Genomic DNA, 14,591 nt, shown 5'->3' with positions numbered 1-14,591 from the left:
GCCCGCGCATTATTTCGTAAAGCGCGCTTATCTTCAATAAAACCCATAATTTATCCGTGACCTGTCGGGCATAAGCGACAGCTCATTCGACGCCTAAATGCCCATTGGGCAGTGCGGCGAGTGGCGAGCATACGCCATTTTGTGTGCTTGTCATCATATTTCGACAGACTATTCAGTCTCGATTGACAGGCGTATTCAAGCACCATCCGAACGGTCAGGGTGGATTATGATGGGCAGGGACGATTCGACGCCGATAACAGGCAGGAGGGCAATTCCGATGACCTACATTCTTTATGGTGATCCCGGCTCAGGTTCGGCGATAGTCGAGCTGGCTCTTGCCGAAATCGGTGTGGGGGTCGAATTGCGCGATGTTTCGCTGGATAACGGTCAGCAGAGCGGTTCGGACTATGCGGTCGTCAATGCTCAACGCAAGCTCCCCAGCCTGATTACACCTGACGGCACATCACTCACCGAATCTGCTGCCATATTGCTAACGCTGGCTGAGCGCCATCCCGAAGCTGGCCTGTTGCCGGAGGCATCCCGCGATCGCGCTATCGCGATGCGATGGTTGCTGTTCATGGCGGCAGAGCTGTATCCGATTATCGAATTTCATGACTACCCGGAGCGGTTCCAGCCTGAAGGAGAGCAAACGTCGTCGGGTCGACGTGATGAATTGCGCACCCACGCAACCACTATCTGGCAACGCCGTTGGCTGCTGGTTGAGGCTGCTGCCGAAGCAGACCCCTGGTTCCTGTCCTGCGGATTCGGAGTGCTGGATATTTACGCCGCCGTCTTGTGTCAGTGGGCGATGGACGATGCATGGCGGTCCGAGAGGTTGCCGGGCATAGCCTCCATAGCGCAGCGGATTGCCGGACGGGAATCGCTGAAACGTGTTTGGAAACGCCATTTCGAGTAGTCTTTTGGCATTGTCGGTTGTCGCTATACCAATGACGAATACTGTGCTGATAGTTGAAAATTTGGGTAAGTCGTATGGAGACCTGGTTGCGGTCGACGGCATCAGCTTTCGCGCCGAACGAGGTGCCGTGTTCGGCCTGCTGGGACCCAACGGTGCCGGTAAGTCGACGACTATCAATTGCATTTCGGGTTTGTTAGCGCCGAGTTCGGGACGCGCAAGCATCAATGGCGCGGATATAGTCAGCAACGCAAAAGTGGCGAAGCAATCGCTGGGCGTCGTGCCACAGGACCTCGCATTGTACGAAGACCTTTCTGCGATCGACAATTTGCGCTTCTGGGGGCAAGCCTACGGCCTTCGAGGGCGCGAGCTCAACGACCGTGTACAGACCGTACTCACCTATATCGGCTTGGCAGACCGTGCCCGTGAATTGCCCAAGACATTTTCGGGTGGCATGAAACGACGCCTGAATTTCGGTTGCGCTGTTGTTCACCAGCCTGCTGTATTGCTGCTGGACGAGCCAACGGTGGGTGTCGATCCTCAATCACGATCGCGGCTTTTTGATCTGGTGGAAGCGGAGCGCGCCAACGGTGCCTGCATCGTTTACACAACGCACTACATGGAGGAAGCAGAGCGCTTGTGTGATTCCGTGGCGATCATTGACAACGGCCGCCTCATTGCTCAAGGCACAGTCGCCGAATTGCGCGAGCAACTTGATGCGCGTGACGTGCTGCAACTCAGCGGCAGTTTCGACACCGAGAACTGCGCGCAAGCAATAAAGAATTTACAGGCGGGTGTACTGGACAATTTGCAAATTGTTTCGCAGGACGAGGGCTCTCTCGTTCTCAGTTTGCCCGATGCTTCACAGCACTTGTCCACCATCTTTCAGGTACTGGATAACAGTGGGGCGACGATCACTGAGACGAGCCTAAGGCGCCCCAACCTGGAAACACTTTTCATGTTGCTGACTGGCAAAGAACTGCGCGAGTGATTCATTGAGTTTCCTGATTGCATCCGCCAGCAAAGACCTCGTGCGTTGGAGCCGCGATTCCGTCTCGGTGTTGCTCTGGCTGGGCATACCATTCTTGATCGGGGGGCTGCTGACGCTGTTGATGGGTGGGGAAGGCTCAAAGCCTCGCGGCACGTTGTTGATTCATGATCAGGACCAGACTTTCCTCAGCTCTGCGATTGGTGGCGCGTTCACTCAAGGTGAGCTCGGCGAATTAATTGTCGTTGAGACGGTCACGCTGCCTGAGGGCGAGGCCCGAATTGATGCGGGAGGTGCAAGCGCTTTCCTCGTGATACCCGAGGGGTTCAGTGAAGCCTTGCTGAATGCCACACCGTTGCAATTATCACTTACAACAAACCCTGCCCAAACGATATTGCCGCAGATCATCACGGATGTTGTCGAGGTGCTGCTTGATGCGGGTTTTTACGTACAACAAATGTTTGCGGCTGAGATTCAAGCAGCATCGGCCGCTGGCGATGCACCGGACAAGCTGTTGGTCGCCAGTATTGCTGTAGCGATCAATGAGAAGCTGGAGGTGGCGGGAGGACTGATGTTCCCACCGGCATTTGATCTCGAGATTCTTGCGCCACCGCAGGAACAACCCAGTCCGCCTATTGCCCTGTTGTTCCTCCCGGGAATCGTCCTAATGGCGGTGCTGTTCGCGGCCAACAGTCTGGCCGCGGACTATTGGACTGAACGGGAACAGGGAACCCTGCGTCGCCTGCTGTATGTGCCAGACCGCGTACAGCACTTCCTGATCGGCAAGGCTTGCGCCGCCGGGGTGGTAACGCTGTTGCTGGCGGGGCTCACTTTGCTGGCAGGGTTTTCGTATCACGGCATACCTTTTGGTCACTTCCTGCCGTCATTGTTATTTGTCACTGTCGCGGGCGTCGCCTTGTTCGGGTGGTTCGGTTTTCTGCAGATGCTGGCGAACAGCCGGCGCGCCGCCAATTTACTGACGACGATTCTGCTGTTTCCGCTGCTGATGATTGGCGGCAGCTTTTTCCCTTTTGTCGCAATGCCCGATGACCTAGCCGCTCTTGGCCGCCTGACGCCAAATGGTTTTGTTGTAGACCGACTGACAACAGAGATAACAGCAGCGAGTGCGTGGAGTATCAGTTCCAGCAGCTGGCTGATACTCATCGTCGGCTCGACGCTGGGCTTGGTCTGTTCTGGCTGGCGCCTTCGCAGTGGTTTTGCGAGGAGTTAGTCGGATGCGCAATGTCCTGTTTCTGGCCTGGCGCGACCTGCGGCATCAACTGAAGCAAGGTGAAACCTTGTTGTGGTTGTTCGTCATGCCGCCGATATTCTTCTATTTCATAGGGACAGTCACTGGTGGCTTTGCGACCGGTATTAGCGGCACTGATGCAACGTCCGTCGCAGTTATTGCTGAGCAGCCGGGTTACTTGCGGGAGCAACTGGATCTGCGCTTGCGGGATAATGATTTTGCGCCGGAATGGTATGAAAGCGCAGCCAGTGCAATCCTCGACGACGGCAGTGCACCGCACCGAATGCTGCGGATAGCACCGGGTTTGACGGAGACAATCGAGCGGGGGGATCAGGTTGGCATCAGCTATGACACCCGTGCATCGGCATTGATCCGGGATTTTGAGGCGATTCGCATACAGCGCGGCTTGTACACCGCATTGGCCGATATCGTGGTCGCTGGAGCGGTGGGATCAGGTGGCTTGTCGCAACTCAGCCTTGACGCGCTCAACAACTCCGCGAGAGTTTGGTCGCTGGAAGTTACATCAGCGGGCAAGCGTGTCGATATTCCGACCGGTTTCGAACAGGCGATTCCGGGAATTTTGGTCATGTTCACCTTGCTTGTTCTCCTTACGAGCGGCGCATCGTTGCTTGCTATCGAACGCAGCCAGGGCTTGTTGCGTCGATTGGCATACGCTCCTGTGACCCGCACAGAGATAGTGGCCGGCAAGTGGGTCGGCCGAATGGGCCTGGCGAGCGTACAGATCCTAGCGGCGTTGATTGCGGGAACCTGGTTATTCTCAATGCACTGGGGCCCGGACTTCGCCATGGTGTTGCTTGTGCTGGTCGCGTGGGCGTCATTTTGTGCATCGGCGGGCCTGTTGCTAGGCTGTCTCGCGCGAACTCCGGCCCAGGCCGCCGGCCTGGGAGCGTTGCTGGCCAATCTGCTGGCAGCGCTCGGCGGCTGCTGGTGGCCAATAGAAATCACCCCTGACTGGATGCAAACGTTGCAAAAGCTATTGCCAACCGGCTGGGCGATGGATGCGTTGCACAAGCTTGTCAGCTTTGAGACGGGTGCCGCCGCTACTGTTCCTCACGTCATCGCCTTGCTGGTCGGTGCAATGCTGGTCTCTGTGTTTGCAATTCGACGGTTCCGTTACGAGTAACTGTCGAGTCAGTACTTCAACGACTTGTCGGTAAACGGCTGTGAGGGCTTCTTGCCAAGAACGCGCTTGAGGACACTGTTCATCGTGGCAGGGTCGTTGTCAAAACCACCGTGGGTGTCACTCTTTGTAGTTCTTGTTTCGCGTACATCACCGTCACTGACATGCAAAGTGAGCTTGGGCAACCGGCTTGCGAGCGACTTGCAGTAATCCTGCATGCCCAGGATCGATGCCGGGTGTGGCTCTTCTTCGAACGCGCGGCTGACGAGGTATAGCAACGACTTTCGGTAAACGCCTGTCACAGTGTCGTCCAGCTCAAGTTTGCTGGACAGGTTGTAAATATCCATTCGGTCGATACCTGCCGACGCCTTGCGGGAAGTTAGCAACGGACGGTAATGACTGCGGAACAAATCGGTAGTGGCAGCAGGTGCGAGCAGGCTGGCGCTGGTAACCCGCAGTTGTGCCGACAGTCGAATTGCCGCCTCCAGCAAATACGCGTGCAGAATTGCGCCGGTACTGTGGCCCACGATATGCAGTTTCATCGCGGAGTCGTGTGCGGCGAACGCATTGATGAACGCCATGAGTACCGCAGTTCCCGCGCCATCGTCGGCAAAGGGGCGCTGTGCGCCGTATTTCATTTCACGCCACAGAGCGCGACCAGTCGTTTTGGTTAGCCGTTCAATAAGCCGGTCAGTCCAGTCGCTGCAGTCCGCCGGCACGTTCGTTGACTTCAGCGTGCCGGCCGCGCACGACGTCTTTCAGTTCTTCCAGCAGCCCGGTGTCGTACATGAAATGGTAGGGGTAGATTCGATTGGCTTTGAACGTTTCTTTCATTGCAGCTATGCGTCGAGCGGAATCTTTCACGCTGTTCAGGCCGCCATGTGCATAGAGCAACAGGTGATCGTACTTGTCACTCTTGGCGACGAGTTCGGCGGTTTGCTGAACGTCGTCGAGATTGCTCCAGTAAATACCGTCATCATGGAAATGGCCATCGTCGATATGGACAAAATGGCCGGCGATTTCCGCCCGTGTTGGTGTCTTGCGGAACAGGCCTTCGGTACGGCTGGCGTCTGAGCCACCCTCACGCGGCAAGTGCCAGATTTGTGGCGTCGGCAGTGCCAGTCTCAGCACCCATGCATCCAGAAGATGGTGTTGCCAGTCTTCGTACAGCCACAGGGCAGTACCTTCCTGGCCCCACTTTCGGCCCCAGCTGTTTTGTATCCAGAAGCCTTTGTCGTTGTAGCCAACGATCGAGAAAGCGTGTGCACCTTCCGGTTCATCGCGCAATGGAATGACGCCGGTTTTCTTTGAAGGCTTACTCCACCCGGCGTGAATATCCGCGGAGCAGAAGATGACACCGGTTTCATTCAGGGCAGCGTGAAAGTCTGAGACCCGGGTGCCGAGCCTGTAATAGGCACCCAACGTATTCTCGCGCGCTTCCTTTGCCGCTTTGATGGTTAGCATTCCCTGCTTGCCATCCTTGTAAGGCCAGGTGCGGTCGAGGCAGACGCCCATGTTGTACCAGCCTTTTATGGCGCCGCGGCAACTGGAACCGTCGTAACTCTCGCCTCGCCATTCATCGTGGCGCTTGGCCATTTCGTACAGCATTCGTGGGCTGACCGTGCCGCGGCGACGACTCTGAGCCCGTTGCAGATTGACGACCGCAGCCAGGGCGAAGCCTGTGCAGCAGCCCTCATTACCCTGGTCCAGAATGTGCAATCGGGTCGGACGTTCGATTTCATTGGCAAGTCGAATGAGAGCAGGTTGGTAAATCCAGTCCCGGAAGTCCGGCACGTCAGCAACAACGTTCAACTCATACTTGCCAAGCTTGGCGGATGTAGTGTCTGGCATACTCAGTTTCTTATTTGGCATTGATTACGGAAAAGAATAGTCGAATTGCTCAGGAATTCCAGATTCGCGTGATTGCGAATTCGCCGTAACAATCCTTTGGTGAGGGTACCGATCGTTGTTCCAAAAAATACAGCTTCAGGAGATTAACGAATGCAAACTCTGGACGTGTTTCAATCACTTTGGGCAATGGAGCAACGTCATCCACACAAACCGGAGCCGTGCGCTGAGGAAAACGTCGCTCGCATCGCCGAAGCGGGGTACACGGGCGTGTGTCTGGATCCCAGCGTGCCGGAAATCCCTGCAACCAGGGCGTTGCTGCCTTTGCTGCAGAAATACGGGCTGCAGTGCATGTTGAACGTCTTTCCGCACACGGTCGCGGAACTGAAGCCTTTGTTGCAGCTGGCCGAAGAAATGGATGCGGAACTTGTAAACATCATTGGCGGAGTAATGCCCGTTGCGGTAGAGGATGCGGTGCCGGTGGCTGAGCGCTGGCTACGCATGAGCGACGAGTTCAGTTTTCCGGTACTTTTTGAAACCCACCGTGATTCACTGCTTAACGATCTGTTCTATACCTTGCAACTCATCAAGCGCCTACCGGAAATGCGTTTATGTGCGGACTTGTCGCACTTTGTGGTCAATCGGGAAATGCGCTTGCCACTACGTGACGAAGATCGTGAGTACATGAGTACGATCCTCGCTCGGTCGGACTGCTTTCAGGGGCGAATTGCGAACCGCGAGCAGGTGCAAATTCAAACCGGCTTTCCACAGCATCAACCGTGGGTCCAACAGTTTCGGGAATGGTGGGCGGAAGGCATGCGCAATTGGCGGGCGCGGAGCGCTGCGGATGCTCGTTTGATATTTCTCTGCGAGCTCGGGCCGCCGCCGTACGCCATGACCGATGCTGAACAGAATGAGCTGTCTGACCGCTGGGAGGAAGCGGGCATCATTCGGGAATGGGCGCAAGCCGCCTGGCGCACCCAGTAGATCGACCGACCGGTTTTGCCGGAATTTCGTCTAATGACTATTCAGTCGACAATAGGCGAAATGATGGGAGCGAGGACAGGACCGGGCTGGCAACAAATTCAGGCTAGCCCGGCCTTTGCGAAACTCAGGAGTGGTCTGCGCCGGCTCCAGTGGCAGGGCCGCGATGTGCGCCCGGAACTGCGACTCAACACGGCTGAACTTCACCGTTGGGTATTCTATCCTGCGGCGTTATCGCCCCCGCAGCGTGGTTTATACCATTGGTGTTGACGGCGATATTCGTTTCGATCTCGCGATGGTTGCCGAGTTCGGCGCGGATGTGCACGTGTTCGATCCGATGCCTGACACGGCGGGCTGGATTGCCAGCAAGGCCCTGCCAGCAAAGTTCACTTTGACCGTTGGGCTGCCGCAGATCGTGATGGCGAGCTATCTGTACGGCGCGGGGCTCGCGACGACAATACCTACTTGGCCCGCGCACGGGTGCGGGCCTGCAGTTTGCGGACTTGGATGAAAAAGTTGCGTCACGCTCGTGTCGACCTGTTGAAGATCAACATCGGTACGCAACAGTGTGCGGTGCTGGACGACCTGGTCCTGTCTAACGTTCGCCCCGGGCAATTACTACTCGGCTCCCACGACTGCAATTCCGCACAAGAGAATTCTGTAAGAGCCACGATCATTCGACGTTTGCGTGCGGTTGGCTATCGAGTGTTTTCGGTGTCGGACACCGGGCGGGAAATTTCGTTGCTGCTGTCGACGTCCAGTTTGAACGCAACGACATAGTCGGTCGCAGGTTGATCGCCGACTACATCCCCTCCGGCAGTGATGACTACGTAGGTTGAGCCGTTCAGGTGATAGGACATAGGCGTGGCGGTTGCCATAGCGGGCAACGCCGCGATATAGCGACAAGCCAGCGTTGGGCGAGGAGCGACACAGTAATGATCAATGCGTCGTATCCGGCAGTTGTGCCGCAATCCATTCGTCCACTATTTCCTCCAGCACAGCGATGGGCAGTGAGCCGTTACCGACCACGACATCATGAAAGCGCCGGATATCGAAGCCGCTACCCAGTGCCTGTTCGGCTTTCTGACGCAGAGCGCGAATGCGGAGTTCACCGATCTTGTACGCCGTGGCCTGAGCCGGCCAGGTTATGTAGCGGTCAATTTCGTTCTCAATCTCGGTACGGGTGAGGCCGGTGTTTTGCAGCATGAAGTCGATGGCATCATTACGGCTCCAGCCAAACATGTGCAGACCGGTGTCTACTACGAGTCGTGCAGCACGCCATGATTCGTACGACAGGCGGCCAAAATCGTCATAGGGATCAGTATACATGCCCATCTCGAGACCGAGCCGCTCGGCGTACAGCCCCCAGCCTTCGCCAAATGCAGAGTGGTATATCGAACGGCGAAATGCCGGCAGATCCAATTCGAGCGCGAGCGCGCTCTGCAGGTGGTGTCCGGGCACGGCCTCGTGCAGTGTCAATGCGGTCAGGGTGTATAACGGAGCGGCGTGCAAGTCGGTGGTGTCAATGAAGTACGTTCCCGGCGTAGTCCCGTCGCCGGTTGAGGCAACGTAGAAAGCACCGCGGCCCGGATTGCTCTTGATGTTGTAAGTTCCGCGTGGAAGCCTGGTGAAGAAGCGGGGTAATTCTCCTTCGGCGGTTTTCGCGATGAGTGCGACATTCCCAAGGAGCTCCTTTTCACTACGGGCGAAAAACTCCGGAGCACGACGCAGATGCTCGAAAAACTCGTGCAAGCTGCCGACGAAACCTACTTGCGAACGAATGTCGTCCATCTCGTCATGAATGCGAGCTATTTCGGCCATGCCAAGTTCATGAATCTCGGCGGGCGTCATGGCGGTCGTCGTGTAAAAATTCAGCAGGTATTCGTAATATTCCTGCCCGCGATGGACGCTGATAATGCCAGCACTTTGCCGGCAATGCGGAATGTATTCCTCGGTATACACCTCAAGCAACTCGCGGAACCCCGGCATTACGCTGTCGCGTATCAGCTCGGCTCCACGCGTGGCGAAACGCTGCCGATCATCCTCTGCAATGGCGACCGGGAAACGCCTGAAGGGCGCGTACAGAGGACTGTCTTCCGGTGTTGCTACTATGAGTTTCGAGATGGTCTTGTCGTAGTCCGACATGGCATCGCATTGCTGCGCGTAACCGCGTTGTGCGGCCTCCCGGAGCAACTTCAGATGCTCCTCATTGTAGCGAGGAAAGTCAGCCAGGCTTACAAGATAGCGTTCGTAGTCTGCGCTGGTGATGAATGCCATGTTCGCAGGGGCTGCTACAAAATAACTGTGATAGCCGAACAGCGCATTGATCGGGAAATAGCGTTCCGGCTGTTCGTAGCTGTCGCGTTCAGTCATGCGCTCATAGCGAAAAACGCGGTAGGAAATTCTGTCCTGCCCACTCAGGCTGTCGAAGTCGATTTGATTCAAGCGAGCGAGGACTGATTCATTGTAAGCCTGCCGACGCGCGTACGCGTCAGCGGAAAAAGAGGGTAGTGGACCGCTCATACGAAAAGCATCGGGGTCGCTGCGAAAGTAGACTTGTTCACGCAAAGCGGTTTGCCAATGTTCGTCGAGCAGAGCATGTAACTTGTCGGCAGGTGCTGTGCTCGCCGCGTTCGCATGGATTGTTGCTGAGAACAAAAGAAGAAGAACCATGCGCGCTATCTGTTTCATAAATCGACTTCCCGTGATCGGCGAGCTGCTGAACGCCAGCCCAATCGCCAGCTGACGCAGAATTGGCGCGTCGATGGCACCCTCTGGGCGCCAACTTGTGACGCAGCGCTCAGACGATTGTAGCCGGGTCTCTAGAATTGGTGTATTCCGGCAACCGGTCCGTCGCAATGCACGCCAAGACCCAAGAACAGGCCAAGCCACAAGCGCCCGGCATCGAGCTTAAACCCAAACCCAAACAGGTCTCAAACGTCGGCATGCTGGTCGACAAAGTGGCGCCACTCTACGCCCTGTTACTGGTGCTCTGGGTCGTTGCGTTGGTTGAATGGCTTTGGGTATGGAAGGTTGCGATTCCGGATCCGCTCTATGTGACGTTACTGGCGGGCGCGATGACGGTTTACGTTGTTGCCCGGACCTGGTTCGACTGGACGTACCTTGCCGCGCTGAGAAAACAATTGAACGAGCGGTCGACAGTGCGCGAGTTTCTTGATGGCTTGCGCGGGCTCGGGTACCGGGTTTTTCACAACCTGCCTGGCGATAGCGGCAATATCGATCACGTTATCATTTCAATGCACGGTGTATTCAATATCCAGGTCGTGGCGCGGCGCAGAACGGCCGGCGGCGAAAACCGTATTCGTTACGACGGTTCCGCCGTATCCCTGAATGGCGGGCCTTACGATTCGAGTGTCATTGAGTTTGCCGGGGCTCGTTCGAAACAATTGCAGCGCTTGCTGCGTGAACACACCGGCGTTGAATTGCCAGTGAAAGCCGTGTTGTTATTTCCAGGCTGGACAGTAGATTCGGCTGAAACCCAGAGCGAGGCGGATGTCTGGGTCCTTAGTCCCAAGGCCTTGCCGATGTGGATAAAGAACACCCCGGAGGTGCTTGGCGGTCGCGAGGTTCGGCAGGCAGCGAACGAGCTTGCGGCTTACGTCGCAAACTACGAATGAGCGGCACCTGCGTTTACGCTTGTACCGCCGGCAATACGTAGCGAATCACGGCGACAAAGTGACAGGCACCGCCCGCGAGCACGAACAAGTGCCAGATTGCGTGGTGATACGCCATTCGCCGGGCGACATAAAAGGCAGCACCGACCGTATAGGCAATACCGCCCGCGATCAGCCATATCATGCCTTCGGAACCTATCGCTTCGGCAATCTTCGGGCTCGCCAATATCACCAGCCAGCCCATTAACAAGTACCCGCCCAGGGACAGCTTTGGGTAGCGGTGTCGGAACCACAACTTGCTGATGACTCCTGCCGTCGCCAGTGTCCAGATTGCCGCGAACATCCACCAGCCTGTCGTGTCGCGCATAGAGACCAGCAGAAACGGAGTGTAGGTGCCGGCAATCAGCACGTAAATTGCACAATGATCAATTAGCTTGAATACATGGGTGTGTTTGGACGCGTGCAGCGCATGGTACAGAGTCGAGGCGAGAAACAGTGTGATCAGGCTGATGCCGTAGACGAGACTCGCGGCGATTCGCCACGGATCGTCCGCGCCAATCGACAGGTAAAGCATCCAGCTGAGGCCGGCGAGGCTAAGCAGTACGCCAGCGCCATGGCTGGTCGCGTGCAACAGCTCCTCGAACGCTGTGTACCGTGCTGGGCTGATCGGCATGACCTGACTCTGGCGGCGACCGCAGAAATCGCGTAGTGGGAATAGAACAGCAGACTATCACGGGACCGAGAATGAGACCGGTCCACTTGCGGGCCTTGGCGTGGCAGAATGTCGGCACTTAGACGCTGGGTATCCCCGAATATGAACCGTTCCACACTACTGTTACTGACCTTGCTGGCGTTTCACACACCGGCGTTTGCGGCCGACGTTCAATCGCGCATCGACGCGGTGGCGGTGTACCCGTCCGGCGCGGTGGTCACTCGCGTGGCGCGCGTAGAGTTGCCGGCCGGAACGTCGACGGTTCGGCTGACTGGACTGGTCAACGATCTCGATCCGGATCAGCTGCAATTGCAAGCCGTGGCCGCGAACGTAGAACTGGGTCAGGTCCGGATCGACAGGGAACAGCAGCGCGATGCTTTCAACGCAGAAATTGACAGCCTGAATGCCGACATCGCAGCGTTGCAGGAAAAGATTGCGGCTATTGACGATTCCGTGAAGAGCGCTGAACTGCGTTTGAAATTCCTAGATGGACTGGCAGCGGGGTACTCAAAAGAAGCCTGGCTTGGCAGTGCCAGGGGCGCGGCCGATATCAACAGCTGGCGGCAGGCGCTGGCATTGCTCGAGTCCGCATCGACTGATGCGTATGCCAGCATTCGTACGCAAAAAGCGGCTCGCGTGGCCGCCGAGCGCGATCTGTCATTGTTACAGCGCAATTTGGCGAGCAAGCGCGGCGCTGCATTGAGTTCGACGGTACTGGAAGTTACCGTTCGTGCGGCAACTGCCACGACGACCGAATTGCGCTTGAACTACTTTCAGGATGAGGCGGGTTGGCAGTCACAGTACGAGGCCCGGCTCGACAGCAATGACGGAACCTTACGTCTGACTCAGCAGGCGGTGGTCGCACAAGGCACTGATGAATCCTGGAACAACGTAGAGCTGTCATTGTCGACCAGCGATCCCTCAGGGGATCTGGAACCTGGCAGTCTGGATTCCGAATTCCTGGATTTCTATGAGCCCGTGCCGGCAGCGCCTGTCAGAAGTCGGTTACAGCAACTAGGTGCCATGGCGGACTCGATGGAAGAAGTGAGTGTCGCTGCCAGCAAAGAGGTTGCCTCACGCGTGGGTAACTACGCCGTGACTTACGACTTGCCGGGGAGAGTCAGTGTCGCCAATAACAGCGACGAGATGCAGTCCTTCGACGTGACGGCATTTGAATCTGTCGTGATGCTGGTTACCCGCATCGTGCCGCGCAATGGCGATCAGGCCTATCTTGCCGCGCGTTTTCTCTACGAAGGCAGCGTGCCTCTCTATGAAAGTGATCTGCGAGTCTACGTGGACGGTGCCTATGCTGGTGCGAGCACGATGCCGACAGCGTTGCCGCAAACCGAGGTGACAGTGCCGATGGGGCAGGATCGGCGCGTCGAGGTGAAAATCGTCGATCAGGGTGCCGTTACGGGTCGTGGCGGGATCGTCAGCCGTAAAAAGACAGAAACCACGAATTATATTTTTGAGATAACGAACCGCCGCCAGTCAGAAACCGTGGTTGAAGTTGTCGATTTGTACCCGGTGTCTCGCAACAAGGATATTGAAGTGGACGTAGCGCGTAATTCGACTGAGCCAACCGAGAAAAATATTGACGATCAACCGGGCGTTGTTCTGTGGAGAAAGACACTTCAGTCAAATGAAAGCTGGCGGATCCAGCACGAATACACTGTTACTTACCCTGCTGACAAAGTGCTTTCACGGCGTTGATTGGACGCATGCGAAGGACCGTTCTTGGGGATTCAAGGCAAGAGGTGGCATTGCATTGCGCACACACTGGCCGAAAATCTGCAGCGCCTGTTATCCCGTTCTGCTGGCCGGCGCTGGTCTCGCCGAAACTTAGCGCGGGTTGCCATGCCGGTTGACCGGGTCAAACGACGAGGTTCATGAATTCCCGCGACCTCCAAGGTGAATGGCGCTGGCTCGGTAGTGGTTTTCTGCTTATGGCGTTCTCCGGGTTCGGCCAGACCTATTACATTGCCATATTCGCGGGCCAGCTGAAGTCCGCTGTGCAGCTGACAGACGGCGGGTTTGGCAGCCTGTACAGCGTCGCGACGCTTGCCAGCGCGGCATTACTGACCTGGGCGGGCAAGTACGCTGACGACATCAGCGTTCGCTGGCTGGGGGCCGCGGTATTGTGCGGCCTCGCGCTTACGTCGATTGCCATGGCACACGCTGACTCCATGCTGACTCTCGGCCTGGTCTTTTTTGGTTTGCGCTTCTTTGGCCAAGGTATGTGCACTCATGTAGCAATTACCGCTATGGGCCGGTGGTTCAATCTGAAGCGTGGCAAGGCCGTATCGATAGCGGGTCTTGGCCTTCCGTTCAGTGAAGGGCTGCTGCCGCTGTTCGCAGTGGGCATGATCAGTCTCGTTGGCTGGCGGGATACGTGGTTGGTATCGGCGGCGCTGCTGGTCGTTATTGGCATTCCTGCTTTGATCATGCTGTTAGAACACGAGCGTCATCCGACTCGCGGTCCGTTAGCGAAAGAACACGATTCCCGGGTTTCTGCTCGGCATCATTGGACGCGCACAGAAGTCTTGCGGAATCCCACATTTTATCTGCTCATGCCGATCACCCTGGCGGCGCCGTTTATTCTCACCGGAATATTTATTAGCCAGGTACCGGTAGCGGAGATCAAAGGATGGGATATCTCACTCTTCGCAGCCAGTTTTCCATTGCTGGCTATAACCCACGTAGTCGCGGCACTGGCCACGGGCAAACTTGTGGATCGTTTCAGTGCCCGACACCTGCTTGCTGCAAGTTTGACGCCGCTGGCTTTGGGGGCCGGAATCCTTGTGTACGCAACAGATCCAATGGCATTACCGGTCCTGATGATGGTGCTTGGCATCAGTATGGGAATGTCGTCAACCACACACGCTGCCTTGTGGGCGGAGTTGTACGGCATTGATAACCTGGGTTCAATTCGTTCAATCATCACCGCGGCCACGGTTTGCGCGACGGCGGTTGCCCCCGGCCTTATCGGAATGCTGATGGATCATGGCGTGGCACTGGAATTACAGCTGCAGGTGATGACGTTTTACTGCGTAGTAGCAGCGCTGCTGGCATACGGACTCAAACCTGCACTTGATCGCGTTGCAGCAAGTTAGTGCCTGTT

14 protein-coding genes are annotated in these 14,591 nt (G+C 56.6%); 10 read left to right on the top strand and 4 right to left on the bottom strand.

The annotated features are described in order from the left end of the window. Window positions 1-277: 277 nt before the first annotated feature. From AC0L8N_RS01135 to AC0L8N_RS01120, 4 genes are read left to right on the top strand one after another with little or no spacing between them, the layout of a single operon-like run. Complete coding sequence (locus tag AC0L8N_RS01135) at window positions 278-916, top strand: glutathione S-transferase family protein (protein ID WP_473665745.1); 639 nt, start codon at window positions 278-280, stop codon at window positions 914-916. A gap of 31 nt (window positions 917-947) precedes the next feature. Next, window positions 948-1,904 (top strand): ABC transporter ATP-binding protein, encoded by a 957-nt coding sequence (locus AC0L8N_RS01130; RefSeq protein WP_473665744.1) that lies wholly within the window; start codon window positions 948-950, stop codon window positions 1,902-1,904. Window positions 1,905-1,908: 4 nt separating this feature from the next. After that, window positions 1,909-3,132 carry an ABC-2 transporter permease gene (locus AC0L8N_RS01125; protein ID WP_473665743.1) on the top strand — a complete coding sequence of 408 codons (1,224 nt, stop codon included), beginning with the start codon at window positions 1,909-1,911 and terminating at the stop codon, window positions 3,130-3,132. 4 nt (window positions 3,133-3,136) lie between these two features. Further along, complete coding sequence (locus tag AC0L8N_RS01120; RefSeq protein WP_473665742.1) at window positions 3,137-4,294, top strand: ABC transporter permease; 1,158 nt, start codon at window positions 3,137-3,139, stop codon at window positions 4,292-4,294. A gap of 8 nt (window positions 4,295-4,302) precedes the next feature. Here AC0L8N_RS01120 and AC0L8N_RS01115 read toward each other — a convergent pair whose 3' ends face one another. Together AC0L8N_RS01115 and AC0L8N_RS01110 are read right to left on the bottom strand one after the other, a co-directional pair. Then, window positions 4,303-4,929 (bottom strand): hypothetical protein, encoded by a 627-nt coding sequence (locus tag AC0L8N_RS01115; protein ID WP_473665741.1) that lies wholly within the window; start codon window positions 4,927-4,929, stop codon window positions 4,303-4,305. Window positions 4,930-4,981: 52 nt separating this feature from the next. Beyond that, the gene (locus AC0L8N_RS01110; protein WP_473665740.1) at window positions 4,982-6,142 is read right to left on the bottom strand and encodes a C1 family peptidase; all 1,161 of its coding nucleotides are present in this window, start codon (window positions 6,140-6,142) and stop codon (window positions 4,982-4,984) included. Between the two features lie 150 nt (window positions 6,143-6,292). On the opposite strand from AC0L8N_RS01110, the gene AC0L8N_RS01105 reads away from it, so the two are divergent. The 3 genes from AC0L8N_RS01105 (at window position 6,293) to AC0L8N_RS01095 (ending at window position 7,903) form a co-directional block, all read left to right on the top strand. After that, on the top strand, window positions 6,293-7,126 hold the full coding sequence (locus AC0L8N_RS01105) for a sugar phosphate isomerase/epimerase family protein (protein WP_473665739.1): 834 nt from the start codon (window positions 6,293-6,295) through the stop codon (window positions 7,124-7,126). Between the two features lie 244 nt (window positions 7,127-7,370). After that, on the top strand, window positions 7,371-7,634 hold the full coding sequence (locus AC0L8N_RS01100) for a hypothetical protein (RefSeq protein WP_473665738.1): 264 nt from the start codon (window positions 7,371-7,373) through the stop codon (window positions 7,632-7,634). Further along, window positions 7,631-7,903, top strand: a complete 273-nt coding sequence (locus tag AC0L8N_RS01095; RefSeq protein WP_473665737.1) for a hypothetical protein — start codon at window positions 7,631-7,633, stop codon at window positions 7,901-7,903. Before AC0L8N_RS01100 ends, AC0L8N_RS01095 begins: the two co-directional genes overlap by 4 nt. Before the next feature lie 159 nt (window positions 7,904-8,062). On the opposite strand, the gene AC0L8N_RS01090 is transcribed toward AC0L8N_RS01095, so the two are convergent. Next, entirely contained in the window at window positions 8,063-9,814 is a 1,752-nt protein-coding gene (locus AC0L8N_RS01090; RefSeq protein ID WP_473665736.1) for a DUF885 domain-containing protein, read from the bottom strand. A 167-nt stretch (window positions 9,815-9,981) separates the two neighbouring features. Here AC0L8N_RS01090 and AC0L8N_RS01085 point away from each other — a divergent pair, with 167 nt between their 5' ends. Next, complete coding sequence (locus tag AC0L8N_RS01085) at window positions 9,982-10,761, top strand: nuclease-related domain-containing protein (RefSeq protein ID WP_473665735.1); 780 nt, start codon at window positions 9,982-9,984, stop codon at window positions 10,759-10,761. 13 nt (window positions 10,762-10,774) lie between these two features. Here the strand turns inward: AC0L8N_RS01085 and trhA are convergent, their stop codons facing one another. Beyond that, window positions 10,775-11,431: a PAQR family membrane homeostasis protein TrhA gene (gene trhA, locus AC0L8N_RS01080; RefSeq protein ID WP_473665734.1), complete on the bottom strand. Its 657-nt coding sequence runs from the start codon at window positions 11,429-11,431 to the stop codon at window positions 10,775-10,777. 108 nt (window positions 11,432-11,539) lie between these two features. Between trhA and AC0L8N_RS01075 the strand changes: the two genes are divergently transcribed. Continuing rightward, window positions 11,540-13,183, top strand: coding sequence for a DUF4139 domain-containing protein (locus AC0L8N_RS01075; RefSeq protein ID WP_473665733.1), 1,644 nt, complete (start codon window positions 11,540-11,542; stop codon window positions 13,181-13,183). Between the two features lie 176 nt (window positions 13,184-13,359). Beyond that, entirely contained in the window at window positions 13,360-14,583 is a 1,224-nt protein-coding gene (locus tag AC0L8N_RS01070; RefSeq protein ID WP_473665732.1) for an MFS transporter, read from the top strand. Window positions 14,584-14,591: the final 8 nt, after the last annotated feature.

Source organism: Woeseia sp. D3-10 (genome assembly GCF_055809415.1).
Note: the sequence above shows the minus strand (reverse complement) of the source record. Positions and strands in the feature narration are given on the sequence as shown.

Bases quoted from the DNA above. Each gene is read 5' to 3' on its own strand.
- AC0L8N_RS01135 (WP_473665745.1), top strand. From the start codon at position 278: ATGACCTACATTCTTTATGGTGATCCCGGCTCAGGTTCGGCGATAGTC.
- AC0L8N_RS01130 (WP_473665744.1), top strand. From the start codon at position 948: ATGACGAATACTGTGCTGATAGTTGAAAATTTGGGTAAGTCGTATGGA.
- AC0L8N_RS01120 (WP_473665742.1), top strand. From the start codon at position 3,137: ATGCGCAATGTCCTGTTTCTGGCCTGGCGCGACCTGCGGCATCAACTG.
- AC0L8N_RS01115 (WP_473665741.1), bottom strand. From the start codon at position 4,929: ATGAAATACGGCGCACAGCGCCCCTTTGCCGACGATGGCGCGGGAACT.
- AC0L8N_RS01110 (WP_473665740.1), bottom strand. From the start codon at position 6,142: ATGCCAGACACTACATCCGCCAAGCTTGGCAAGTATGAGTTGAACGTT.
- AC0L8N_RS01105 (WP_473665739.1), top strand. From the start codon at position 6,293: ATGCAAACTCTGGACGTGTTTCAATCACTTTGGGCAATGGAGCAACGT.
- AC0L8N_RS01095 (WP_473665737.1), top strand. From the start codon at position 7,631: ATGAAAAAGTTGCGTCACGCTCGTGTCGACCTGTTGAAGATCAACATC.
- AC0L8N_RS01090 (WP_473665736.1), bottom strand. From the start codon at position 9,814: ATGAAACAGATAGCGCGCATGGTTCTTCTTCTTTTGTTCTCAGCAACA.
- AC0L8N_RS01085 (WP_473665735.1), top strand. From the start codon at position 9,982: ATGCACGCCAAGACCCAAGAACAGGCCAAGCCACAAGCGCCCGGCATC.
- trhA (WP_473665734.1), bottom strand. From the start codon at position 11,431: ATGCCGATCAGCCCAGCACGGTACACAGCGTTCGAGGAGCTGTTGCAC.
- AC0L8N_RS01075 (WP_473665733.1), top strand. From the start codon at position 11,540: ATGTCGGCACTTAGACGCTGGGTATCCCCGAATATGAACCGTTCCACA.
- AC0L8N_RS01070 (WP_473665732.1), top strand. From the start codon at position 13,360: ATGAATTCCCGCGACCTCCAAGGTGAATGGCGCTGGCTCGGTAGTGGT.